This window comes from Mycobacterium simiae (genome assembly GCF_010727605.1).
GTDB classification, from domain to species: domain Bacteria; phylum Actinomycetota; class Actinomycetes; order Mycobacteriales; family Mycobacteriaceae; genus Mycobacterium; species Mycobacterium simiae.
This window is the reverse complement of record NZ_AP022568.1, coordinates 4016420-4039334: the sequence shown is the minus strand read 5'-3', so window position 1 is coordinate 4039334 and position 22915 is coordinate 4016420. Positions and strand designations below refer to the sequence as shown.

Annotated in this window: 24 protein-coding genes; 8 read left to right on the top strand and 16 right to left on the bottom strand. The window is 67.9% G+C overall.

What is annotated here, in order from left to right; translation table 11 throughout:
- Positions 1-23: 23 nt before the first annotated feature.
- From G6N33_RS18975 to mshB, 3 genes are all read right to left on the bottom strand, one after another.
- Positions 24-2678, bottom strand: a complete 2655-nt coding sequence (locus G6N33_RS18975) for a bifunctional FO biosynthesis protein CofGH (RefSeq protein ID WP_101528272.1) — start codon at positions 2676-2678, stop codon at positions 24-26.
- A gap of 84 nt (positions 2679-2762) precedes the next feature.
- Complete coding sequence (locus G6N33_RS18970) at positions 2763-3221, bottom strand: DUF6113 family protein (protein WP_044507562.1); 459 nt, start codon at positions 3219-3221, stop codon at positions 2763-2765.
- 92 nt (positions 3222-3313) lie between these two features.
- Positions 3314-4219: an N-acetyl-1-D-myo-inositol-2-amino-2-deoxy-alpha-D-glucopyranoside deacetylase gene (gene mshB / locus G6N33_RS18965; protein WP_101528256.1), complete on the bottom strand. Its 906-nt coding sequence runs from the start codon at positions 4217-4219 to the stop codon at positions 3314-3316.
- Between the two features lie 108 nt (positions 4220-4327).
- On the opposite strand from mshB, the gene G6N33_RS18960 reads away from it, so the two are divergent.
- Positions 4328-4951 carry a TetR/AcrR family transcriptional regulator gene (locus tag G6N33_RS18960; protein WP_044507564.1) on the top strand — a complete coding sequence of 208 codons (624 nt, stop codon included), beginning with the start codon at positions 4328-4330 and terminating at the stop codon, positions 4949-4951.
- Here G6N33_RS18960 and G6N33_RS18955 read toward each other — a convergent pair.
- The 5 genes from G6N33_RS18955 to G6N33_RS18935 form a co-directional block, all read right to left on the bottom strand.
- A complete protein-coding gene (locus G6N33_RS18955) occupies positions 4948-6861 on the bottom strand; it encodes an ABC transporter family substrate-binding protein (RefSeq protein ID WP_044507566.1) in 1914 nt (637 codons plus the stop codon). The genes G6N33_RS18960 and G6N33_RS18955 overlap by 4 nt on opposite strands.
- A 61-nt stretch (positions 6862-6922) precedes the next feature.
- Positions 6923-8809, bottom strand: a complete 1887-nt coding sequence (gene typA, locus G6N33_RS18950) for a translational GTPase TypA (RefSeq protein ID WP_044507568.1) — start codon at positions 8807-8809, stop codon at positions 6923-6925.
- Between the two features lie 115 nt (positions 8810-8924).
- On the bottom strand, positions 8925-9329 hold the full coding sequence (locus G6N33_RS18945; protein ID WP_044507569.1) for a (deoxy)nucleoside triphosphate pyrophosphohydrolase: 405 nt from the start codon (positions 9327-9329) through the stop codon (positions 8925-8927).
- A gap of 6 nt (positions 9330-9335) precedes the next feature.
- Complete coding sequence (locus tag G6N33_RS18940; protein ID WP_101528255.1) at positions 9336-10268, bottom strand: TIGR03619 family F420-dependent LLM class oxidoreductase; 933 nt, start codon at positions 10266-10268, stop codon at positions 9336-9338.
- A gap of 76 nt (positions 10269-10344) precedes the next feature.
- Positions 10345-11211: a cyclopropane mycolic acid synthase family methyltransferase gene (locus tag G6N33_RS18935; RefSeq protein WP_044507570.1), complete on the bottom strand. Its 867-nt coding sequence runs from the start codon at positions 11209-11211 to the stop codon at positions 10345-10347.
- Between the two features lie 165 nt (positions 11212-11376).
- Here G6N33_RS18935 and G6N33_RS18930 point away from each other — a divergent pair, with 165 nt between their 5' ends.
- Entirely contained in the window at positions 11377-11661 is a 285-nt protein-coding gene (locus G6N33_RS18930) for a 4a-hydroxytetrahydrobiopterin dehydratase (RefSeq protein ID WP_044507571.1), read from the top strand.
- Here the strand turns inward: G6N33_RS18930 and G6N33_RS18925 are convergent.
- Positions 11658-12956 carry a mannosyltransferase gene (locus G6N33_RS18925; protein ID WP_044507573.1) on the bottom strand — a complete coding sequence of 433 codons (1299 nt, stop codon included), beginning with the start codon at positions 12954-12956 and terminating at the stop codon, positions 11658-11660. The two genes, G6N33_RS18930 and G6N33_RS18925, sit on opposite strands and share 4 nt — an antisense overlap.
- Positions 12957-13162: 206 nt before the next feature.
- Here G6N33_RS18925 and G6N33_RS18920 point away from each other — a divergent pair, with 206 nt between their 5' ends.
- Together G6N33_RS18920 and G6N33_RS18915 are read left to right on the top strand one after the other, a co-directional pair.
- Entirely contained in the window at positions 13163-13789 is a 627-nt protein-coding gene (locus G6N33_RS18920) for a hypothetical protein (protein ID WP_084948794.1), read from the top strand.
- Positions 13790-13854: 65 nt separating this feature from the next.
- Positions 13855-14934 carry an Rv1157c family protein gene (locus G6N33_RS18915; protein WP_101528254.1) on the top strand — a complete coding sequence of 360 codons (1080 nt, stop codon included), beginning with the start codon at positions 13855-13857 and terminating at the stop codon, positions 14932-14934.
- A 73-nt stretch (positions 14935-15007) separates the two neighbouring features.
- On the opposite strand, the gene G6N33_RS18910 is transcribed toward G6N33_RS18915, so the two are convergent.
- Together G6N33_RS18910 and G6N33_RS18905 are read right to left on the bottom strand one after the other, a co-directional pair.
- Positions 15008-15154 (bottom strand): hypothetical protein, encoded by a 147-nt coding sequence (locus G6N33_RS18910; protein ID WP_007169078.1) that lies wholly within the window; start codon positions 15152-15154, stop codon positions 15008-15010.
- A gap of 70 nt (positions 15155-15224) precedes the next feature.
- The gene (locus G6N33_RS18905) at positions 15225-15815 is read right to left on the bottom strand and encodes an HhH-GPD-type base excision DNA repair protein (protein ID WP_044512207.1); all 591 of its coding nucleotides are present in this window, start codon (positions 15813-15815) and stop codon (positions 15225-15227) included.
- A 102-nt stretch (positions 15816-15917) separates the two neighbouring features.
- Here G6N33_RS18905 and G6N33_RS18900 point away from each other — a divergent pair, with 102 nt between their 5' ends.
- Complete coding sequence (locus G6N33_RS18900; RefSeq protein ID WP_044512209.1) at positions 15918-16445, top strand: nuclear transport factor 2 family protein; 528 nt, start codon at positions 15918-15920, stop codon at positions 16443-16445.
- Positions 16446-16481: 36 nt separating this feature from the next.
- Here G6N33_RS18900 and G6N33_RS18895 read toward each other — a convergent pair whose 3' ends face one another.
- Positions 16482-16676, bottom strand: a complete 195-nt coding sequence (locus tag G6N33_RS18895; RefSeq protein WP_044507577.1) for a DUF5302 domain-containing protein — start codon at positions 16674-16676, stop codon at positions 16482-16484.
- Positions 16677-16694: 18 nt separating this feature from the next.
- Positions 16695-17138 (bottom strand): PPOX class F420-dependent oxidoreductase, encoded by a 444-nt coding sequence (locus G6N33_RS18890; protein ID WP_044507578.1) that lies wholly within the window; start codon positions 17136-17138, stop codon positions 16695-16697.
- Between the two features lie 46 nt (positions 17139-17184).
- On the opposite strand from G6N33_RS18890, the gene G6N33_RS18885 reads away from it, so the two are divergent.
- Entirely contained in the window at positions 17185-17727 is a 543-nt protein-coding gene (locus G6N33_RS18885) for a DUF1697 domain-containing protein (protein ID WP_044507580.1), read from the top strand.
- A gap of 10 nt (positions 17728-17737) precedes the next feature.
- Positions 17738-18574, top strand: coding sequence for a class I SAM-dependent methyltransferase (locus G6N33_RS18880; RefSeq protein WP_044507581.1), 837 nt, complete (start codon positions 17738-17740; stop codon positions 18572-18574).
- On the opposite strand, the gene G6N33_RS18875 is transcribed toward G6N33_RS18880, so the two are convergent.
- On the bottom strand, positions 18571-18945 hold the full coding sequence (locus G6N33_RS18875) for a GntR family transcriptional regulator (RefSeq protein ID WP_044507582.1): 375 nt from the start codon (positions 18943-18945) through the stop codon (positions 18571-18573). The genes G6N33_RS18880 and G6N33_RS18875 overlap by 4 nt on opposite strands.
- A gap of 37 nt (positions 18946-18982) precedes the next feature.
- Between G6N33_RS18875 and G6N33_RS18870 the strand changes: the two genes are divergently transcribed.
- Positions 18983-19699, top strand: coding sequence for an SIR2 family NAD-dependent protein deacylase (locus G6N33_RS18870; protein ID WP_044507583.1), 717 nt, complete (start codon positions 18983-18985; stop codon positions 19697-19699).
- 15 nt (positions 19700-19714) lie between these two features.
- Here G6N33_RS18870 and G6N33_RS18865 read toward each other — a convergent pair whose 3' ends face one another.
- The gene (locus G6N33_RS18865; RefSeq protein ID WP_044507584.1) at positions 19715-20353 is read right to left on the bottom strand and encodes a class I SAM-dependent methyltransferase; all 639 of its coding nucleotides are present in this window, start codon (positions 20351-20353) and stop codon (positions 19715-19717) included.
- Between the two features lie 48 nt (positions 20354-20401).
- Positions 20402-22726, bottom strand: a complete 2325-nt coding sequence (locus G6N33_RS18860; protein ID WP_044507585.1) for an MMPL family transporter — start codon at positions 22724-22726, stop codon at positions 20402-20404.
- Between the last annotated feature and the right edge of the window lie 189 nt (positions 22727-22915).

The following is a 22915-nucleotide window of genomic DNA, read 5'->3' as shown; positions in this document are numbered from 1 at the left end:
CGATATACCCGCGGCGCGGCAGGTTACGCGGCGAGCGGGCTGTAGTCGGTGGTCCGCTGCCGCGCCGGGCGGCCGATGGCCTCGGCAATGGCGACCAATTCCGAGACCGTTTTGGCCGAGCCGTGTTCGGAGCCGGCCATCCGCGAGATGGTCTCCTCCATCAACGTCCCACCCAGGTCGTTGGCGCCACCGTTGAGCATCACCTGGGTACGTTCGACACCGAGCTTGACCCAGCTGGTCTGGATCTGGGAAATGCGGCCGTGCAGCATGATTCGCGCCAGGGCGTGGACCGCCCGGTTGTCGCGGTGGGTCGGCCCCGGCCGGGCCGCGCCGGCCAGATACAGCGGCGAGCTTTGATGCACGAAAGGCAGCGGCACGAACTCGGTGAATCCTCCGGTGCGGTCCTGGATTTCGCGCAACACGTTCAGGTGGCCGACCCAATGCCGCGGACTGTCGACGTGTCCGTACATCATCGTCGACGACGATCGCAGGCCCACCTCGTGTGCGGTGGTGACGATCTCGATCCACATCGAGGTCGGCAGTTTGCCCTTGGTCAGCACCCAGCGCACTTCGTCGTCGAGGATTTCGGCCGCGGTGCCCGGGATGGTCCCCAGCCCGGCCTCGCGCAGGCTGATCAGCCATTCGCGAACGGAAAGGCCGCTCTTGGTCACCCCGTTGGCGATCTCCATCGGCGAAAACGCATGCACGTGCATCGAGGGCACCCGGTTCTTGACCGCGCGCACCAGGTCGGCGTAGCCGGTGACGGGCAACTCGGGGTCGATCCCACCCTGCATACACACTTCGGTCGCGCCCTGCACGTGTGCCTCCCAGGCTCGGTCGGCGACCTCCTGGGCGGACAGCGAGTACGCGTCGGCGTCGCCCTTGCGCTGCGCGAACGCACAGAACCGGCATCCGGTGTAGCAGATGTTGGTGAAGTTGATGTTGCGGTTCACCACGAACGTCACATCGTCGCCGACGGCGTCCCGGCGCAGAGAATCCGCCAGTGCGGCAACGGCTTCCAGGGCCGGTCCGTCGGCGGTGGCCAGTGCCAGGTATTCGTCGTCGCTGCAGCCGGCCGGGTCGCGCTCGGCGGAGCGCAACGCGGCCAGCACATCGGTGTCGATCCGTTCGGGAGCGTTACTGTCCCTGACAGCCAGCTCACGCACATGCGCGCGGATGGATTCCCAGTCGCCGAATGCGCTGTCGAGGTCGCTGCGCGCTTCGGAGTTGCGCCCCTCGGTGTCGATCGCGGCGTTGAGGTCCACCCGGCCCGACGACTCCGCGTCGTCGGGCTCCTGCCACGGCAGCCCCGTGGGGTTGACGTCGCGCGCCAGGCCTGTCGCGGGGTCGGCCAGTGCCACAACGTGACCGCGCACCCGCGGATCGATCCACGCGGCCCCGGCCTGGATGTATTTGGGCTGGGCAGTCAACCGCTGCACCAGATCGAATCCGGCTTCGGAAGTGATCGCGTCGAGCTCATCCAAAGCCGGCCAGGGCCGTTCGGGGTTGACATGATCGGGCGTCAACGGTGAAACGCCGCCCCAATCATCGACTCCCGCGGCCAATAGCGCCAGGCATTCCTGACGTGACACCAGATTCGGCGGCGCCTGAATCCGCATGTCGGGGCCGAGTACCAGTCGTGCGACGGCGATGGTCGCCAGGTAGTCCTCGATACCGGCGTCGGGAACGCCGGCCATCGCGGTGTGCTGCTTGGCCCGGAAATTCTGCACAATGACTTCTTGAACGTGGCCAAATTCCTTGTGCGACTTGCGAATCGCGTGCAGCGTGTCGGCGCGTTCGGCCAACGTCTCGCCGATGCCGACCAGCAGGCCGGTGGTAAAGGGAATCGACAACCGGCCCGCGTCGGTCAGCGAGCGCAGCCGCACCGCCGGGTCTTTGTCCGGACTGCCGTAGTGCGCAAGCCCTTTCGTTTCGAAGAGCCGTCGCGACGTCGTTTCGAGCATCATGCCCATCGACGGCGCCACCGGCTTGAGCAGCGACATCTCCGACCAGCTCATCACGCCCGGATTCAGGTGCGGCAACAGGCCGGTCTCCTCCAGCACCCGGATCGACATCGCGCGCACATAGGACAGCGTCGAGTCGTAGCCGCGCTCGCTGAGCCACTCGCGGGCCTCCGGCCAGCGGTCCTCCGGTCTGTCGCCGAGGGTGAACAATGCTTCCTTGCAACCCAGTTCGCCGCCCCGACGGGCGATGTCAAGGATCTCGTCGGGCTCCAGGTACATCCCGGCGCCCCGGGCGCGCAGCTTGCCCGGGACGGTGACGAAGGTGCAGTAATGGCAGTTGTCCCGGCACAGGTGGGTCACTGGGATGAACACCTTGCGCGAATACGTGATCGGCAGCCGGCCCTGCGGCCCGCGCCGGCCCGCAGACTGCAGACCGGCGTCGCGCACCCGTGCCGCGCTCGCGCACAAGTCGGCAAGGTCGTCGCCGCGGGCAGTCATCGCCACGGCCGCCTCGTCGACGTTGAGTGCGACGCCGTCGCGGGCCCGGCGCAGCACGCGCCGTAGTGCAGACGCGCCGACCTTCGGCACAGAGTCGCTGGCCTTCGGAAAGACGGGATTCGGCAGAACAGTGGGCTCCTCGCCCGGAGGCCTCGGTGTCACTGGCACCTTGGTGTAACTTCCCCGCGATCGAATTTCATCCGGATGTCCCAACATCTGCGTTTCGGCAACCATAGCGATGCTGTACGAAAACAGTAGCGCCGGTCGTCGCTTTCACTCCCTCATGCGCCCCAAGAAGCCTTAGCGGACGCCGCGCCGCAGCATGACCAGGACGGGCGGCGTCACGCCCAGGGCGATCAGCAGTAACGCGCCGTAAGCCAGCAGGCCCCTACCTCCCAGGATGATGTCGTCGGCGGGTCCACCCATGCTCAGCACCGCCACGGTCAGTAACCACGTCCACAGCGGCAACGCCGCCCCGCGCGCCGTGCTGGTCCACCGCGCGGCCGCCCAGACCAGGGCAGCGTTGACCAGGCCACTGATCAGGCCGCTGATCGGAAAGGGAACGGTGCCGATATAGGAAGGCAGCAGGAGGGCCCCGGCTAGTGCGGATAACACCCCGTCCACCGCCAAGAGAGCCAACACCACGACGCGAATTGCTGGGTCTGTCGTGCCGACGTCCTCGACGGGTGCGGTACGCGGCTTGGTTTCGGTCAGGTCGGGACGCTGTCGACGTTGGACAGGATGGAGCCGATAACCCACTGCAGGCTGTCCAGCCGGTCCTGCCAGTGCTGCAGGTTAGGGTCCAGGTCGGGGTCCATGAAAAATCCTTCCGTGGCTGCCTTCTTGGCAGCCTACTCCGCGTCCCACCCGTCAAAATCCAGTCCCGCGAGCAGGTCCGTCTCCCAGCCGCGGCCATCGCGGAGCCCCGCGGAACCGGCGACGAGCACGTAGTGTTCGTCGCCCAGAATCGGCAACGCCAGGTTGTTGGACAAGGCGAAAGCCCTTCTCGTCGGCCCGAGCACGACCTGCGTGGCGTGCGCGGCCAGCGCCGCCACCTTGGCGGCCAACGCCTCGGGTGTCCCCGTCACGACGGCATCGATTTTCTCGTCTGGGTAGCCGAAGTCGAAGTCCTGCGGCGGCGGGATCGTCCACTGCGGCAGCAGATCCTCGGGCCCTAGCGCCTGCCAGCCGGCCACGAAGGCGGCGGCGGCCAGCACCGTCCAGTAGAACTTCGGCACGGCCCAGGGCTGCCCGGGGTAGGCGGTGGATCCCGCCGCGGCGGCGACCGCCGCCGTGGTGATGGTGTGGGCGTGGATGTGGTCGGGGTGGCCGTATCCGCCGTTGGGGTCGTAGGTGACGACGACGTGGGGGCGTTGCTCGCGAATGAGCGCGACCAGCGCGCCGACGGCCTCGTGTTCGTCGGCATCGACGAACCGCTGGCGACGCCGCGCCTCGGTGCCCGCCATGCCGGAGTCTCGCCAGCGCCCCGCCCCGCCCAAATAAACAGGTTCGTCGACACCCAACGCCTGTAGCGCCGAGGTCAGTTCACCGATCCGGTAGCCGCCCAGCTGGTCGGCGTGATCGACCGCAAGCCCGGCCCAGCGCTCGCCGATCACCTCCCCCTCTTCGCCGAGCGTGCAGGTGATGACACTCACCTGCGCCCCGCGGGCGGTGTAATGGGCGATGGTGGCGCCGTTGCTGAGGCTTTCGTCGTCGGGGTGCGCGTGCACGAACAACAGCCGCGGAGTGTCGGGCATGGACGCACTCTATCCCCCACCCGAGATCGCGCACCCGAGCCGGCGACCTCGGCCGGTGGGGCGGACGATTGCCGCACCAATAGGAACGCCGACGGCTACTATCGAGAAATGTCGCAAGCCACCCAGGCAGTGTCGGGCTCGGTTCGGAGCCGCCGGCGAGGCGAGGTCCTCGAGCGGGCGCTCTACGAGGCCACGCTGGCCGAGCTGACCGAGGTGGGCTACGGCGGGCTGACGATGGAAGGAATCGCCGCGCGCGCCCAGACCGGCAAGGCGGCGTTGTACCGGCGCTGGTGCAGCAAACACGACCTGGTGCATGCCGCCCTGGTTTTCGCGCTGCCGCCGGTACCCGAGCCGCGGTCCGGCCGGTCGCCGCGCGAGGCCTTGCTCACGGTGTTCACCGCGCACCGCGACGTGCTAGCCGGCAAAACGGCGTTCCCCGGGCTGGACATCGTTCACCAGCTGCTGCACGAACCCGAGATGCGCGCGATCTTCGCCGACGCGGTGGTGGGGCCCCGGCTGAAGCTGATCGATTCCATCCTGCAGGCCGCCGTCGAGGCCGGTGACCTCGATCCGGCCACCCTGACGCCGCTGACCCCCCGCATCGGCCCGGCACTGATCAACCAGCATTTCCTGCTGGCCGGTGAACCGCCGAACCGACGCGAGCTGGCGATGATCGTCGACACCGTCATTCCGCCCCGCGGGTCGGCGCCACCTGGCGACGGCGCGAGCTAGGGCCCGGTCTTCACCCACTGCCCGGCATCGCCGACGATGCCGACCGGGACCGCACCGGAGAGGCTGACGTTCTGCACGCTGGGACCCGCGCCGACGATCGTGGTGTCCTGCAGGATGGGCAGCACGGTCGACATGTTCCACAATCGCGGCTCCACCGCCGTGATCACTTCGTTGATGCTCTTGGTGCCGTTGAGGGCGGCATCGATGTTGGACTGAATGCTGCGATCGCAGATCCCGGTCAGGTTCGACGGCGCCTGCACCAAAGCACCCGGGTCGGGCGGCCGACTGGGCGCTGTGGACGTCGACGTGGACGCGGGCGTGGCCGTGGGTGTCGTCGACGTGCTGACCGACGGGGACGGCGTCGTCGAGCCGGCGGGGGTGGTGGTCGGCGTACTGGTGGTCGGGACGGTGGTCGCCTGCAGGGCGGGACAGCCGAAACGCGAGGCCAACAACGTCGCCAGGTTGCCGCCGGCCTCATGCCAGCCGACGATCGCGTCCACCTGATTGTTGGTCAGCGCGTCGCGGTACAACGTCACGGGGTCCAGCGCGGAGACCGACGCGGCGATGCCGACATTGCGCAACTGGTCGGCGGCGGTATTGGCAACCGCGACCGAGGTGGGGTCGTTGGACGCCACCCCGATGATCAACGTCAACTGCTTGCCGTCCTTGCTGATGCGGCCGCGGGTCACCTCCGGCGGTCCGGCGTTGGGGGTGGGGGGCTCGGGTGTCGGTGACACCGACGCGCTGGTTTCGATCTGGTAGCCCGCCGCCGAGAACAACGCCAGCGCGGCCTGCTTGCTCATCGCCGGCGGCGCGGTCGGTTCGTAACCGGGATCGCTCGGGGACCGGATCTGGGCCTGGTCCAGCGAGATGGTGTTGTCACTGCCGGCGCCCACCGCCGCGAGCAGGTCGACGTCGAGTAGTCCCAAAATTCCCTTACGCACCCCGGCGTCGCTGAGCTTGGGCTGGTTGGCCCGCAGCGTGAGCTGCATGACCCGCGGCGCCATGATCCGCGCGGTCCGGACCTCGGGAATCGCCGACAGCTGAGCGAACGCCGCCGAGCCGCCGTGCACCTGGGCCACCTGCGTGTCGCCGTTGCGTACCGAGTCGGCCAGGGCCGCCGGCGCGCCCGCCCGCCGGAACAGGATCAGAGACGGCTTGGCGGGTGACCCCCAGTAGCGGTCATTGCGCGCGATCAGGATCTCGTCGCGCTGCGGGTCGATGTTCTCCACTCGGAATTGCCCGCCGGTGACCGTCAGGGACCGGACCAGACCGGCCGCGAACCCGCCCGGGACGTCCTTGACGATGTGGGCCGGCAGCAGGTTGCTGAACAGTTCCTTCCACGCCGGATACTGCTGGGCGAAGGTGACGACGGCCTGCTTGCCGCCCTCGAGTGACTGCACGCCGGTGATCAGGTCGTAGCCCGCCGGGTCGACCACACCGGGCTGGGTGACCATCTGATGCCACAGGTACCAGAAGTCGTCCGCACCGATCGGCGCGTTGTCGGTCCATTGCGCCTCGGGTCGGATCTTGTAGGTCACCGTGAACGGGTTCTGGTTGGTCACCTCGGCGGACACCAGCAGCGTCGGGTCCATCTCCCACCGGGATCCCGTCGGCGTGGTGGGGTCGGGCACCGGCCGGAACGCACTGGGCAGCACCAGGGCGCTGATCGCGGCGTTGACCGGCGACAGATCCGAGAGCAGATGCGGGTTGAACCCAGCACCGATCGAGTCGATGCCCACGATGATCTGTGTTACCCGCTGCGGCGGGGGCGGCGCGCTGTGCGGGGTATCGGTGCTCTGCGGCGCCGGCGGCGGGCTGACGGTGCAAGCGGCCAGGGTAAGGCCCGCCACGGTGAGCAGCACGCCGGCCACCAGAAAGAAGTGGCGGGCCCGGTGCAGCACGACCATCAGGGTATCGACCGCCTGCCCAGCGGCTCGGTGAATCCTGCGGGCGATGGGCAACAAGGAGCTAGCCCCGGGCCTTGGCTCTCGCTTTGCTGCGGGCCCGGGCCGTGGCGGCTAACTCGACCTTGCGTACCCGCACGATCTCCGGGGTCACCTCGACGCACTCGTCGGCCGCGCAGAACTCCATGGCTCCCTCCAGGTCGAGTTCGAGCGGCTTGGCGAGGGTCTCGATCACGTCGGCGGTCGAGGACCGCATGTTGGTCAGCTTCTTTTCCCGGGTGACGTTGATGTCGAGGTCCTCCGGGCGCGGGTTGATCCCGACGACCATGCCTTCGTAGGTGTCCTGGCCCGGCTGGACGAAAAACTGGCCGCGATCGGCGAGCTGGATCATGGCGAACGGCGTGATGGTGCCGCTGCGGTCGGACACCAGCGAGCCGGTGTGGCGGGCGCGGATCTCCCCCGCCCACGGCCGGTAGCCGTCGAACACCGCGTTGGCGATGCCGGTGCCGCGGGTGAGGGTCAGGAAATCGGTGCGGAAGCCGATCAGCCCGCGGCTGGGCACGATGAAATCCATCCGGACCCAGCCGGCAGCGTGGTTAGCCATTTCTTCCATGCGGCCCTTGCGGCCGGCCATCAACTGGGTGATGGCGCCCACGAACTCCTCCGGGCAGTCGATCGTCATCGCCTCGAACGGCTCGTGCAGCTTGCCGTCGATGGTCTTGGTGACCACCTGGGGCTTACCGACCGTGAGTTCGAAGCCCTCCCGTCGCATCTGTTCGACCAGCACGGCCAACGCGAGCTCCCCGCGCCCCTGCACCTCCCAGGCGTCGGGCCGGCCGATATCGACCACCCGGATCGACACGTTGCCCACCAATTCCTGGTCGAGGCGGTTGCGGACCATGCGCGCGGTCAGCTTGTGGCCGGACACCTTGCCCGCCAGCGGTGAGGTGTTGGTGCCGACGGTGACCGAGATCGCCGGCTCGTCGACGGTGATGCGCGGCAGCGCGTGCGCGTGTTCCGGATCGGCCAGGGTGTCGCCGATCATGATCTCGGGAATCCCCGCGACCGCCACGATGTCACCGGCCACCGCGACGTCCGTCGGGCGGCGGTCGACGCCTTCGGTGGCGAGCAGCTCGGTGATCTTGGCGCTGGTGATCACCGGTACGCCGGCCACCTCCCGCATCCACGCCACCTGCTGCCCCTTGCGCAGCTTGCCGTTGTAAACGCGGATCAGGGCGAGTCGGCCGAGGAACGCGGACGCGTCCAGGTTGGTGACCAATGCCTGCAGCGGAGCCCCCGCATCACCCGAGGGCGCAGGGATGTGCTCCATCAGCACGTCGAACAGCGGGTCGAGGTTGTCGCCGGCGGGGATCTCGCCGTCGGCGGGCTGTTCGGTGCTCGCGATCCCCGCGCGCCCCGATGCGTACAGCGTCGGCAGACCCAGTGCGTGTTCGGCCGCCTTGGCGGCTTCGGCGTCGAGGTCGGACGCCACGTCGAGCAGCAGATCGTGGCTGGCGTCGACCACCTCGCCGATGCGCGCGTCCGGCCGGTCGGTCTTGTTGACGACGAGAATCACCGGCAGATGCGCCTGTAGCGCCTTGCGCAACACGAACCGGGTCTGCGGCAACGGTCCCTCGGACGCGTCGACCAAGAGCAGCACGCCGTCGACCATGGACAGCCCGCGCTCAACCTCACCGCCGAAGTCGGCGTGGCCAGGGGTGTCGATGACGTTGATCACTGTCACCGTGCCGTCCGGATGGTGGCGGTGTACCGCGGTGTTCTTGGCCAGGATCGTGATGCCCTTTTCGCGTTCCAGGTCGCCGCTGTCCATGACGCGTTCTTGCAGCTCACCACGCTCGTGTAGCGCTCCGGATTGGCGCAGCATCGCGTCGACGAGGGTCGTCTTACCGTGGTCGACGTGAGCAACGATGGCGACATTGCGGAATGGCACGTCGGTGATTGTGGCAGCGGCGGGCTCTGGTTGGCCAACCGGCAGCTCACCGCGGCACGACAGTCGATGCCGCGATCCGGATCCGGCGCGCGGCCGGCGCCTGGTCTGCGGACCCTCAGCAGCCAGCGGTGAGAGCTTCGGTCAGCGCGGCGAGCCATTCCCGGTCGGCGGGCACCCACTCGACCGCGGGCAATTCAGCCGCGGTGACCCACCGCAGCGCCCCGTGGTCATGCGGATGCGGTTCGCCGGCGACCAGGCGAACCCGGTAGGCCCGCAGCGTCGTTGTCGCATTCAGCGCGACGTCGTCGCCCAGCCGCTCACCGACCAGCACGTCACCGGCCTCGACGCCCAACTCCTCGGCCAGCTCGCGAGCCAACGCCGCGCGCTCGGTCTCCCCGGGGGCAACCTTGCCGCCGGGAAGTTCCCAGCGGCCGGCCAACTGCGGCGGACGCAGCCGTTGCGCCAACAGCACGGTGCCGCCGTTGAGTACAGCTGCGGCAACGACGATCTGGGTGGGCACGTCCGCTCAGCCGTCCACCGCGGCGCGCACGGCGTCGACGAGGTCGCACAAGGTGCGCTCGCCCGTCCCGAACCGCGCCGGCCAGTGCGCCAACCTCAGGTCCGTCGCACCGGCCTTCGCCAGTGCCGCGGCAGCCGCGGCGACAGCGGCCAGGTCGGGCCGGTCGTCGGGGCCGCCGGTCACCCGAAGCGAACCGGCCACCCCGAACCCGTGCGGGTCGCCCCCGGCCCGCTCGACCGCGGCGCGCATCCGCCCAATGCCATCGGCAAGGTCGCGGGCGTCCTGACCCCAAGGGATCCAACACTTTCCGAAGCGCGCAAGCCGGCGAGCGACCGCGCGATTGACCGTTCCACTGACCCAGATCGGCACGCCACCCGGCTGAACCGGTTTGGGCATTTGATGGATCCGGTCGAAAGTCAGCGACGGCGAGGAGTAGCTGACCTCGTTTTCCCGCCACAGCCGCGTGCACACGTCCAGCGTTTGATCCAACATGGCGCCGCGCTTGTCGAAGTCGACTCCGACCACGTCGTATTCTTCGCGCTGCCACCCGACCCCCACCCCGAGATCGACCCGACCGCCGGACAAAACATCAAGTGTGGCAACGGTTTTCGCAAGAACCGCGGCCGGGCGCAGCGCCGCGAGCAGGATGTTGGTGCCCAGGCGGATGCGTTCGGTGCGCGCCGCGAGGTAGGTCAGCACCGTCAGCGGTTCCAGCCAGGGACCGTCCGGGCCGGTCGGTTGGCGACCGCCGGTGGTGCCCCCGAGGCGGGGATCGGCGTACGCGTCCATATTCGTCCCGAACGCGATGTGTTCCGAGACCAGCAGGCGGTCGAACCCGCAGCGCTCCAGCAGCTGCGCCCACCCCGTGAGGTACTCCCAATCGACCTGCGCTTCGGCCGAAAACGAGGGGATGCTCATGGAGAGCTGTATCGAGGCCATTCGGCAGGTTAACCGATCGGCACCGACGCGCCCGCGACCCGACAGCCCCCCGAGAGCCCCGGACAGCGAGAGGTCCCTACTTGCGCAGGGTGAACTGGTTCACGTCGATGTAGCCGGCGCGGAACGCCCGGGCACAACCGGTCAGGTACCGCATGTAGCGCTCGTAGACCTCTTCGGACTGAATCCTGATGGCCTCATCGCGACGGGCCTGCAACGCGTCGGCCCACAGGTCCAGTGTCCTGGCGTAGTGCAGCCGCAGCGACTGCCGGCGGGCCAGGTTGAAACCCATCTTCGAGGCGTGGAACTCCACCATCTCGATCGCCGGCAGCTGGCCGCCGGGGAAGATCTCGCGGGCGATGAAGTCGTTGAAGCTGGTCTGCTCCTCGGTCATCGGCAGGCCGCGCTCGAGAATCTGCGGCGCCGTCAACATGGTGATCGTGTGCAGCATCATCACGCCGTCGTCGGGCAGGGTTCGGTAGGCCATGCCGAAAAAGTCGTCGTAGCGGTCGTAGCCGAAGTGCTCGAACGCCCCGATGGAGACGATCCGGTCGGCGGGCTCGTCGAATTGTTCCCAGCCCTGCAACAACACTCGCCTGCTGCGGGTGGTGTCCATCGCGTCGAACAGTCGCTGAACGTGCGCGGCCTGGTGTTGGGACAACGTCAAGCCGACGACGTTGACGTCGTACTTCTCGATTGCGCGACGCGCGGTCCCGCCCCAGCCGCATCCGACGTCCAGCAGTGTCATGCCGGGCCGCAGGCCCAACTTGCCCAACGAGAGGTCCATCTTGCGCAGCTGCGCCTCTTCGAGGGTGATGTTCTGCAGCCGATCGAAGTAGGCGCAGCTGTAGGTCATCGTCGGATCGAGGAACAGCCGGAAGAAGTCGTCCGATAAGTCGTAATGGGCTTGTACGTCCTCGAAGTGCGGCGTCAGATTTTCGGTCATGGCGGCTTCGTGCCTCCCTGCGCTGCGGGGCCAATCTAGTGAGTCACGAGCTGGCCATCCCCCTAGTTCAACGCCGTTTTCCCGAACGCGGCGGCGTCAAACTGTCCGGCCTCAAAGCGTAACGTGGCTACCGTCAGAATTCTCGTCCAGAAAGGTTTGCTACCCATGGTCGTGCTGACGGATGAACAAGTGGACGCCGCCCTGCCCGGCCTTGACGGCTGGGAGCGCAGCGACGGCGCGTTGCGCCGCTCGATCAAGTTCGACAGCTTCTTGGACGGCATCGACGCGGTGCGCCGAGTAGGCGAGCACGCCGAGCGCAAGGATCATCACCCTGATATCGATATCCGTTGGCGGACAGTGACTTTCGCACTCGTCACGCACTCCGAGGGCGGTATCACGAAGAACGACATCGAGATGGCCCGCGACATCAACGGGATCGTCGGGGGCTAGCCCAGCGACGGGGCGGCGCGGGTGCCTGAATCGCGCGACGGCACCGGATCGGGCGCGACGCCACGCCTGCCCGAGACGGCGATGACAACTAGTGTTGCCATTGCTGCGACCGTGTAAGCCAGCCCCGCCCAGGCCAGATACCAGGGCCGGCCGATCTGCCAGATGCTCGGCTGCGCGAACAGCAGCAGCCACGGCACGCCGACCAGCGTGAGTGCCAGCCAGCTCCAGCCCGTGATCCGCGCGCCGGGATGCTCCCGCAACGGGCCATGCAGCAGCCACATCATCAACGGCACCAGCCACACCCAATGGTGGGTCCAGGAAATCGGTGACATCAGCAGCCCGAACATCTCGACGACGAGCAACTTGCCGAGCCGGTCCGTCGACCCCAGGGCACGCCACGCCAGGACGGCCAGGACCGCCGTGACGGCGATGGCGGCCAGCACCGGCGCCGAGAAGCCGGCGTCGTGGCCAAGGATCCGGGAGATGGCGCCGCGCCAGGATTGATTGATCGACGTGGCGATCGGGCCGACTCGATGGGCGTCCCCGAGCAGCGCGGTGAAGTAGTACCGGGTCTGATCGCCGACCACCAATGCCGACAGTCCGACGGTCAACAGGAAGACGACGGCCGAAAACGCAGCGGCGGCGAACCGCCGCACGCCGATCAGGTAGACGCCGACGATGGCGGGCGTCAACTTGATCCCCGACGCCACGCCCACCAGTAACCCCGACAACCACCACCGCGAGGTATAGACCGCGTAGAGCACGGCCACCATCAGAAAGACGTTGATCTGGCCGTAGTCGAAGTTGTTGCGCAGCGGCTCGATCCAGATGGCGATCGCCGTCCAGGCCATCGCGACACGCCGGCTGCCGCCGTCCGGAACGCCGAGCAGGCGCTGAGTGAGGCGCACCGAGCCGTACAGCGCGGCGATCATCGCGACCTGCCAGCAGAACCCGGCGAGGCCGAACGGCAGCCAGTGCATGGGGTAGAACACGATCGCCGCGAACGGCGGATAGGTGAAGGGCAGCGGGAAGTCCGGCGTGTGCTCTGTGTACACGTAGCTGTACAGGGTGCCGGGATGGTCCAGTGCCGCCGCGCCGCCCAGGTATACGTGCAGGTCGACGAAGTTTGCGCCGTTGGGTCCCAGGTAGGTCAGGCCGAGCCGGGCAGCGACACTCACGACCAGCAACACCGGCGCGACGATATTCATCGAACTCGCCAGCCGCCGGGAGACGGATGCCGCCGCAGCGGCCCACGTGGTGTCTATCCGCCCGACTTTAGCGACCGCGCCGACCACCGTGCGCTGCCCGTCATGGCGCCCGCGGGCCGGTGACCGCCGCCTTTACCGTCCGTCGCGGTTCGTCGGCGTTCCGGCAACCCTGCGGTCACCGCCACCGCTCGTATCGGTAACGATCAAATAAATGCCACACGTGTCACTTGAGTCCCACCAGCATCAAAGTAGCTTCGGGATCCGTCACCTGTTGTCGATCCCTTGGGGGAGCAATGCCAACCATCTGGACTTTCGCGAAGGCCGCCGCCGTTGTCGTCGGTTCGTCTGCCGCCCTACTGACGGGCGGTATCGCCCACGCCGACCCGGCGCCAATTCCCGACCCCGTGCAGAACATCCCGCAGCAGTTGATCGCTTCGGCGGCAAACGCCCCGCAGATTCTGCAGAACCTCGCGACCGCCCTCGGCGCCCAGCCGCCGGCCGCACCGGCCGCCCCCGGCATCACCTTCCCGGGCATGGCCTCGGCCGCTCAGGCGCCGGCGGCGTCCGCCCCCGCGGGTGTGCCGTCCATTCCCGGACTGACCCCGGCCCCGGCCACGCCGACCGCTCCGACCGCGGCCAGCCCGACCATTCCCGGGCTGAGCTCGATTCCGGGGTTGGGCCAGTCGGCACCGGCAGCAGCCGCGCCCGCCGCTCCGGCGTCGACTCCGCAGGTGGCCAACGTCAACATGCCGGCGCTGCCCGGCCTACCGCTCAACGTGCCGCCGAAGCTGTCGCTTCCGGGCGACCTGACGGCCCTGGCCACGGGCGCCGTCCCGGGGGCACCGGCCGCCGCCACCCCGGCGGCACCGGTCGCGCCGTCGGCGGCGACACCGCCGTCGCTGCTCTCCGCCCTGCCCTGAGCACTCCACTAACCGCCAAACCCAACTACTAAACGGCTAACCCACTACCGAAGGACGAGGACATCGTGGAAAGCACCTGGAACCTGTCCAAAGGTTTGGCCGCTGTTGTCGTGGCATCGGCTGCCGCGTTCGGGCTGAGCCCGAACGCGGCAGCCGACCCGGCGGCGCCGCTGCCGACACCGCCACCACCCGATTCCGCTCAGCAACTTCCGGGCCTGCCCGCGTTATCGCAGCTGAGCCCCATCATTCAGCAGGCGGCCGGCAACCCCGGCCAAGCGACCCAGCTGTTGATGGCGGCCGCGCAGGCGTTCACCCACAACCCGTCGGCGCCCACCGAATCGAAGAACGTGGCGGCGTCGGTCAATCAGTTCGTGCAGGAACCCGGCGCCCCGATTCCCGGCGCGGCGGCCCCGGCGCCGCAGGCCGCGCCCACCGAGCATGTGCCCGGGGCCGGCATCGTGCCGGGCGCCGAAGCACACCTGCCCACCGGCATCGACCCGGCCCACGCCGCGGGTCCGGCCCCGATCGCCGCTCCCCCGGCCGGCACACCGCACGCGCCCGCACCGGGGGCCGCGCCGGGTCCCGCTCCCGGCGCCGTCCCGGCCGCCGCACCCGCCCCAGAGGCCGCAGCCGTACCCGCCCCAGAGGCCGCAGCGGTGCCCGGCCCGGCGCCCGCGCCCAGTCCGGGCCCGGCGCCGGGCGCGGCCCCTGCCGCAGCTCCCGGTTTCGGTCCTAATGCCCCGATTACGCAGGACTTCATGTATCCCTCGATCGGCAGCAATTGCCTTGCGGATGGCAGCAGTTCGATCGCCACCGCGCTCTCGGTCGCCGGACCGGCCGCGATTCCGCTGCCCGGTCCCCAACCCGGCCAGACCGCCTACGTGTTCACCGCGGTCGGCACCCCCGGGCCGGCGGCGGAGCAAAAGCTACCGCTGAATGTCACGTGGGTGAACCTGACCACGGGCAAGTCTGGCACCGTCACGCTCAAACCGCGGACCGACATCAACCCGGACGGTCCGACGACATTGACCGGGATCGCCGACACCGGCTCGGGCAGCATCATGTCGACGATCTTCGGACAGGTCACGACCAAAGAGAAGCAGTGCCAGTTCCTGCCCACCATCGGCTCGACCGTGGTGCCCTAACAACCAACCAACACCTGCCCCGGTGCGAGCGCGCGTGTCACCGCACGACACGCGCGCTCGCCTTGTTCCGGAGCTAATAGGCCATGAACAGAATCGCGTCGCGGTCGTACTCCAGCCCCGGGTGCACGCTGGCCAGGTGAGCCTGGGTCAGCTCGACCAGCTCATCCTCGTCTTTTCCGACGATGGCTTCTCCGCACGGACAGGTCAGGTGTGTCTTCATTGCCGCCCTTCCCTTCTGGTGACCTACTACTGGGCCGTCTAGTGCCGTCTAGTGCCGTCTCGTCAAGCGCCTACTGGGCCGATCTGGCGGATTTGTCCGACTTGGCCTGGGCCTTCAACTGCTTCTTGTAGGAACGCACTTGCCCCATCGATTCGGCGTCGACGATATCGGCGACGGAAAGGTGCGTGCCCTCCTTCCCGAACTGGCCGGCCGCCGCGCGCCAGCCCTTCGGGGTGACGCCGTACTGCTTGCCCAGCAGCGCCAAAAAGATCTGCGCCTTGACGTCGCCGAAGCCGGGTAACCCCTTGATTCGGCGCAGCAGCTCCTCGCCGTCGGGGTTACCGGCGGTCCACAATCCCGCGGCGTCGCCGTCGTAGCGGTCCACAATGATTTGAGCCAGCGTCTGGATCCGCTTGGCCATCGAACCCGGAAAGCGATGGATCGCAGGCTTTTCCGAGCACAACGCGGCGAACTTGTCGGGATCGTAGTCGGCGATCTCGACCGCGCCAAAGCTGCCCATCCGGTCGGCGATCTTCTTCGGTCCGGAAAAGGCGGTCTCAAAGGGCACCTGCTGATCCAAGACCATCCCGATCAGCAGGGCCAGCGGGTCGCGCGATAGCAGCGCGTCGGCCTCGGGTTCTTGGGCGAGCCACAGTTTCACTGTCGTGTTCACTGTCCAGGACCTTCCTTTCGGCGCACGCCTGAGACCGACGACCTATGTGTTCGACACACTACTCACCAGCAACGACCGAGTTATCGTGGCCTGGTGGTGGATGAGGCCCGGTTGGCGCTGATGCTGGCCCGCGACGAATTGCACGCGCTTGTCACCGCCTATTGCCGGGCCGTCGACCGCGCCGATTACGCTGCGCTGCGCGACCTGTACCACCCCGAGGCGACCGACGCGCACGGCGAGTTCTCGGCGGGCGGCGTCGAGCAATTCATCACGCAATTGCAGGCGGCGCAACCGTATGTGCGTGTCTCCCAACACAACATCACCACGACCAACTTCGAGATCGACGGCGAGGCTGCCCGCGGCGAAATCTACTGCCTGGTTTTCCACACCTTCGCCGGTCCCGAACACGACATCGACGTCCTGATCGGCGGCCGCTACCTCGACGAGTACGCGCGGCACGACGGTCGCTGGAAGTTTCACCGGCGCACCATCGTCGCGGATTGGGCCTATCAGAATGACCCCTCGCTGGTGAACTTCGCCCATCCCAGCACCCGAGGCACCCTGCGTGGTCAACCCGGCCAAGACGACCCGTCAGTCGGTCTGTTCACCCGAACTTAGACGACGGAAAGCCCTGTCCCACAATAGCTTTGACGACTAGCCGCTCTTGCGGCGGAACTCCCGACGGCCGCCACCCGCCGCGCCGTGCGCCCGCGACTGCTTGCCGCCCCCATCCTTGTGTTCGGATCCCCCAGATGTCTTGGACATCTTGCGCTCCAGGGCTTCGCGAAACTTGCGCTTGTTCTCGTCCTCTGCCCCCACAGCGTCCTGCTTGGAGTTCGACTCGGCCATAGCGGCAGCTTAGCCCGATTACCGCTTGCCCGGCGGCATGCCATACAGATGAGAGATCGGCAACGTCAGCAGCACTCGCCGGTCGGTGACCATCGCCTGCCGGAACTCATCCCAGTCCGGATGCTCACCGGCGATGTTGCGATACAAGGCAATCAGGGCTTCGACGGTGTCGTCGTCGGGCGCCGCGGCCGGTGCGGTCAGTTCGGCTGTCCCCTCGGCGACGGCATACGACCAGCCGTCGTCGGAATCGACCAGCAGCGAGGCCCGCGGATCGCGGCGCAGATTGCGGGTCTTGGCCCGCGGCTCGGTGATCGACACCCGGATCACCAACTCTCGCGGATCGAAGTGGTAGCTCACGTTCGATAGTTGCGGCCGCCCGTCGCGCTTGATCGTGGCCAGCACGCCGAGCGAATTTCCCTTGATCAGTGCTAGCAGCTTGTCATCGAAGACTTGGCGTCCCATCCCCAAAGACTACGTCTGTCTGGTATCGATCTGCTCCAATCGGGTTATGGCCAGCTATGCGGTGTTGTTACGGGGCGTCAACGTCGGCGGCGTCAATGTGAAGATGGCCGACGTGGCGACCGCCCTGACCGACGCCGGGTTCACCGCTGTGCGCACCATCTTGGCGAGTGGGAACGTGCTGCTCGAGTCGTCCGCCACGGCCGCGGTCGTGCGCAAGAACGCCGAAGCCGCTCTCCGGGAAAACCTCGGCTACGACGCCTGGGTGCTGGTCTACGACACCGGCACGGTGCGCGCCATCGTCGACGCGTACCCGTTCAAGCCGGAGGTCGACGGGTATCAGTCCTACGTCACCTTCGTCGCCGAGCCCGCAGTGCTCGACGAACTGTGCGCGCTGGCCGATGGGGCCGGCGCCGACGAGAAGATCAGCCCGGGCGAAGGCGTCGTCTACTGGCAAGTCCCCAAGGGCGCCACCCTGGACAGCACGATCGGCAAGACGATGGGCAAGCCGAGGTACAAGTCGTCCACGACGACCCGCAACCTGCGCACCCTGACCAAACTTTTGCTGATCTGCGACCGCGACGGTGGGTAGGGTTTCGGCGATGACCCCTGCCCAAGATCGCCGCAAGGAGAAGGTCTGCATCGGCGGCATTCCCGAGACCGCGTTGTTGACGCTGAATTCGCGGGCCCGGGAGGCAGCCCGCCCCGATCGCCTCCTCGACGATCCGATGGCGATCCGGCTTGCGGGGGCCATCGATTACGACTTCGGGAAGTTCGGCCGCACGCATCAAGACATCGCGTTGCGCGCGCGCCTCTTCGACGCTCAGACGCTGGCCTACCTGTCTGAACATCCGACCGCCACGGTGGTGGCCCTGGCCGAGGGCTTGCAAACCAGCGTCTACCGGTTGCACGCGGCGTTACCGGATGGCCGATTTCGTTGGCTGACAGTCGATTTGCCCGAGATCATCGAGCTGCGGACCCGGCTGCTGCCACCCGCACCGCGCGTGACCCTGCGCGCCCAGTCGGTGCTGGACTACAGCTGGACGGAGGCGGTCGACCCCGCCGGCGGCGTCTTCGTCACCGCAGAGGGGTTGCTGATGTATCTGCAACCCGAGCAGTCGTTGGCGTTGATCGCCCAGTGCGCCAAGGCTTTTCCCGGCGGTCGGATGATCTTCGATCTGCCCCCGGTCTGGATGCCCAAGGTAAGCAAGTCCGGGGTACGGGCCTCGACCCGGTACAAGGGTCCGCCGATGCCGTTTGCCCTGTCCACCGCGCAGGCGGCCGATCTGGTCAACACCGTGCCAGGTGTTCGCGCGGTTCACGATCTGCGGCTGCCGCCGGGACGCGGTCGCGCGTTGAACGTCGCCGTGTCCATGCTTTACCGCGTGCCGGCGCTCGCCCCGCTGCGGCCGTGCCTGACGCTGCTGGAATTCGACTAGCGCTCGGCAGGGTCGGGCACCGCCTCGACGTAGCGCAGCGCGTCGGCCTTGGTCAGGCCGAGCCCATGGGCGACGTGCACGTACTCGCGGGCCGCGGCCGCCATCGCGGCGTCGGTCGGATCGTAACGGGCGATGAAAGTGCCGAAGCGGCCCCGGGTTTCGACAATCGCGGCGGTTTCCAGCTCGCGATAGGCGCGCGCGACGGTGTTGACGGCCACGCCCAGTTGACCGGCCAGCTCGCGGACGGTCGGCAATCGGGTGCCGGGCGGCAACGCCCCTTCCCGGACGCCTTCGATGACCTGCGTCCGGAGCTGATCGAACAACGGCCGGCCTGCCTTCAGGTCGACGCGCAGCCATTCGCCCAGCTCCACGTATCCAGTATTACTCCACCACCGCTATGTTGGTGACATGCGAGTCGCGGTGCTCAGCGGGGCGGGAATCTCCGCGGAAAGCGGAGTGCCGACATTTCGCGACGACAAAAACGGGCTGTGGGCGCGGTTCGATCCCTACGAGCTGTCCAGCACGCAAGGTTGGCGGGACAACCCCGAGCGGGTGTGGGGCTGGTACTTGTGGCGGCACTATCTGGTGGCCAACGTTGCCCCCAACGACGGCCACCGGGCCATCGCCGCCTGGGAGGATTACGCCGATGTCAGCGTCATCACCCAGAACGTCGACGACCTGCACGAGCGGGCGGGCAGCACCGCGGTACATCATCTGCACGGCAGTCTCTTCGAGTTCCGTTGCGCGAGTTGTGATTTGCCCTATACCGAGACACTGCCCCTGATGCCCGAACCGGCACTGGAGGTGCAGCCGCCGCGCTGCGGCCACTGCGGCGGGCTGATCCGGCCCGACATCGTGTGGTTCGGTGAGCAGCTGCCCGAGGGGCCCTGGCATCAGGCGGTCGAGGCGACCCAGTCTGCCGACGTGATGGTGGTGGTCGGGACCTCGGCGATCGTCTACCCGGCGGCGGGCCTGGCCGACCTTGCCCTCTCCCGCGGCACCGCGGTGATCGAGGTCAACCCCGAGCCCACGCCGTTGTCCGCGAACGCGACCATCAGCATCCGCGAATCGGCGAGTCAGGCGTTGCCCGGGCTGCTGCGCCGGCTCCCCGCCCTGCTGAAGTAGCCGCCGCCGGTCCGGCTACGGTCTGCGCGCGCGGCCCAACAACAGCTCCGATACCGGCATCGGCGACCAGGCCGGCAGCGTCCACTCCCGCCGGGACGTCAGCACCTCGAAGCCGGCGTCGCGGATTGCGCGTTCGGTGTCGCGATGGGTGTGGCAATTACCGAGAAACCGCGGCCACACGGTGGCGTCGGCGAACCGCTGCAGCCGGCCCCGCAGGCCGGCGCTGGCCACATGTTCGAGGTAGCGCAACTCGCCGTCCCGGCGCAGCAACGTGTACAGATGCCGCAGCACCAGCACCGGATCCTGCACGGAGCACAGCACCAGCGAGCAGACAACCGCATCGAAGGGCTCGTCGGCGCTGAACTGCTCCACGGTCTGGTTGGTCAGGACGATCGGGACGGGCGCCGCCGCGGCGGCCACCCGCGCCCGCGCGGCCAGTCGCGACTCGGGCTCCATGGCCACGACCTGCCGGACGGCCTGCGGATAGTTAAGGAAGTTGGTGCCGATTCCGGCGCCGACCTCGAGCACCCGGCCCGACAAGCCGGCCAGGTTCTCGCGGCGCAGCGCCCGCACCGCCTCGGTTTCGTGGCTGGCTACGATCGGCCACACCCGCGCGAAGAACCGGTTGTCGAGCGTCGCTGTTGCTGTCGTCATCCCACCCTCCGACTCAAACGGGCCCACTATAAGGCCGTGAGCCGATCCTCAACCCCCGATTTTCGTCACCGATTCGCTCACCGGATGACCGTTGTGCTGCACCGGGATGGGCGGCTCGGGGACCGGCGCGGGTTCAGCGGGCCCCTCGCTGATGCCGAATCGCTCGTGCAACCACATCAGCGGCCGGGGCGCCCACCAGTTCCACCGGCCCATCACATGCATGAACGCCGGGACCAGGACCATCCGCACCAGGGTCGCGTCCGCGAACACCGCCAGCGTCAGACCCAGCCCGAACATCCGCATGAACGACACATGCGCGGCGATCAGCGCGGCGAACGACATCGACATCACCAGCGCGGCCGCGGTGATGACTCGGCCGGTGCGGGCCACGCCATGCGCCACCGCCTCGTCGTTGGCCGCGTGGGCCGCCTTGGCGGTCGACAGGGTCGGCCGGTACTGCAGCCAGTACTCCCGGATCCGGGAGATCAGGAACACTTCGTAGTCCATCGACAAGCCGAACGCGATGCAGAACAACAGCACCGGCATGTTGGCGACCAAGGTGCCGCTGGGCGTCGTCCCCAGCGCGCCCAGATGGCCATCCTGGAAAATCCATACCAGCGCCCCGAACGCCGCCGTCAGCGATAAGACGTTGCACATCAACGCCTTCACGGGCAGTACCACGCTGCCGGTCAGCAGGAACAGCAACACGAAGGTGATCGCGGCCATCACGCCTAGCACCGTCGGCAGCCGGTCGGTCACCGCGTCGACACTGTCCCGGTTGACCTGCGCGACGCCGGCCATCTCGACCGCGCGGCCCGCGGGCCCGGGCACCTGATGCAACCGTTTGAGCTGGACGTCGGACGCCGTGGAAAACAGTGGCGCCGAACTGTTGACGGTCAAAAACGCGCTGCCGTCGGCCAATCCGGCGGCGGCCGCGGGCGGCCCGACCCGGTTACCGTTGACGAACGTTGCGCTCGGTGCCGAGACCGCCGACACGTCGGGCACCCGCGACAGGCCGGCGGCGTAGGTGTCGAGGTCGGCCGGGCTGACGCCGCGCGCGTCCGGGATGACGATCGGTACCGAGGTGGCCGAATCGTGCGCGAAGTTGGTACGCAGCTGGTCGCCGACCTGATGTGACGACGACGACTGCGGCAGCACCCGATCATCGGGGAAGCCCCAGGTCACCTGGAGGAACGGAGCTCCGAGCAGCAACAGCAACGCGATGACGGCCGCCCCGATCGGCAGCCAGCGACGCATGACGAACTTGCTGGACCGGTACCAGAACAGCTGCTCGACCGGCTTGTGGCCGGGCTCGGGTCGGCGCACGATGCGCCGCACCAGCTTGCGCGCGTCCAGCGCGTCCAGTCGCGGCCCCAGCAGCACGATCGCGGCCGGGGTGATCACGATCGACGCAATCGCGACGAATGCGACGGTCGCAACGCCGGCGTAGGCGAAGGATTTGAGGAAGTACATCGGGAACAGCACCGTCGCCGACATCGACAGCGCGACCGTCACGGCGGAGAACAGCACCGTGCGCCCCGAGGTCGCCATGGTCCGGATCAGCGCCTCCTCCCGGTCGCTGCCCTCGGCCAGCTCGTCGCGGTAGCGGCTGACGATCAACAGGGTGTAGTCGATCGCCAACGCCAGGCCCATCGCGGTGCTCAGGTTGAGCGCGAAGATCGACACTTCGGCGGTATAGGTGACCAGCCGCAGCACCGACATCGAGCCGACGACGGCGAGCGCGCCAAGTGCCATCGGCAACGCCGCGGCAACCAGCCCGCCGAAGACCCAGATGAGCACCAGGAAGCTGAGCGGCAGCGCGATCATCTCCATTACCAGCAAATCGGCCTGGTTTTGGGTGTTGATCTGGGCGTACTGCATCGCCGATCCACCGGCGCGCACCGTCACGCCGTCGCGATCGTGAACGAAGCGATCCGCCAGGGTTTGGGCGTTGTTCTGCGCGTTGGTCTCCCCGCCCTTGAGGTTGACCACGATCAGGCCGGACTTGCCGTCTTTGCTGATCAGATCGGCGGCGGCGGCCGCCGGGGCGGTCCACGGCGAGGACACGTTGTAGACCAACGGCGAATGCGTCAGCTCGTTCACGAGGTCGCCGCCGACCTTGCGGGCCTGGTCGCTGCGGGCTCCTTGGGGCGCGGTCACCAGGATCAACATTTGCTGCCCGCTCTGCCCGAACTTGTCGGTCAGCGCCGTGATAGCCCGCGCGGATTCCGAGTTGGGATCTTGGAAGCCGCCGGGCGCCAGGCGCTGGGCGACCGGGAGGCCGAAGATCGCCGCGGCGACGAACACCAGGATCCCGACCGCGATGATGCGACGCGGTGCGGCGATGGCCAACCGAGCGATCCTTGGCAGCATCTATGCTTCCTCCCCCGGTCGCGGTCCCGCGGGGCGCGCACCATATTCGCGGTAACCTAGACCCGGTAAGTGACAGGTGTCAAACAACTCCTCTTGGTGGTACGGCGCAGGACCCGGTCTGGTTCGACGGGGTTTCAAACCCGTGAAGATTAAGAGTCCGGCTAGAAAATCAAGCGCTATATAAGCTGC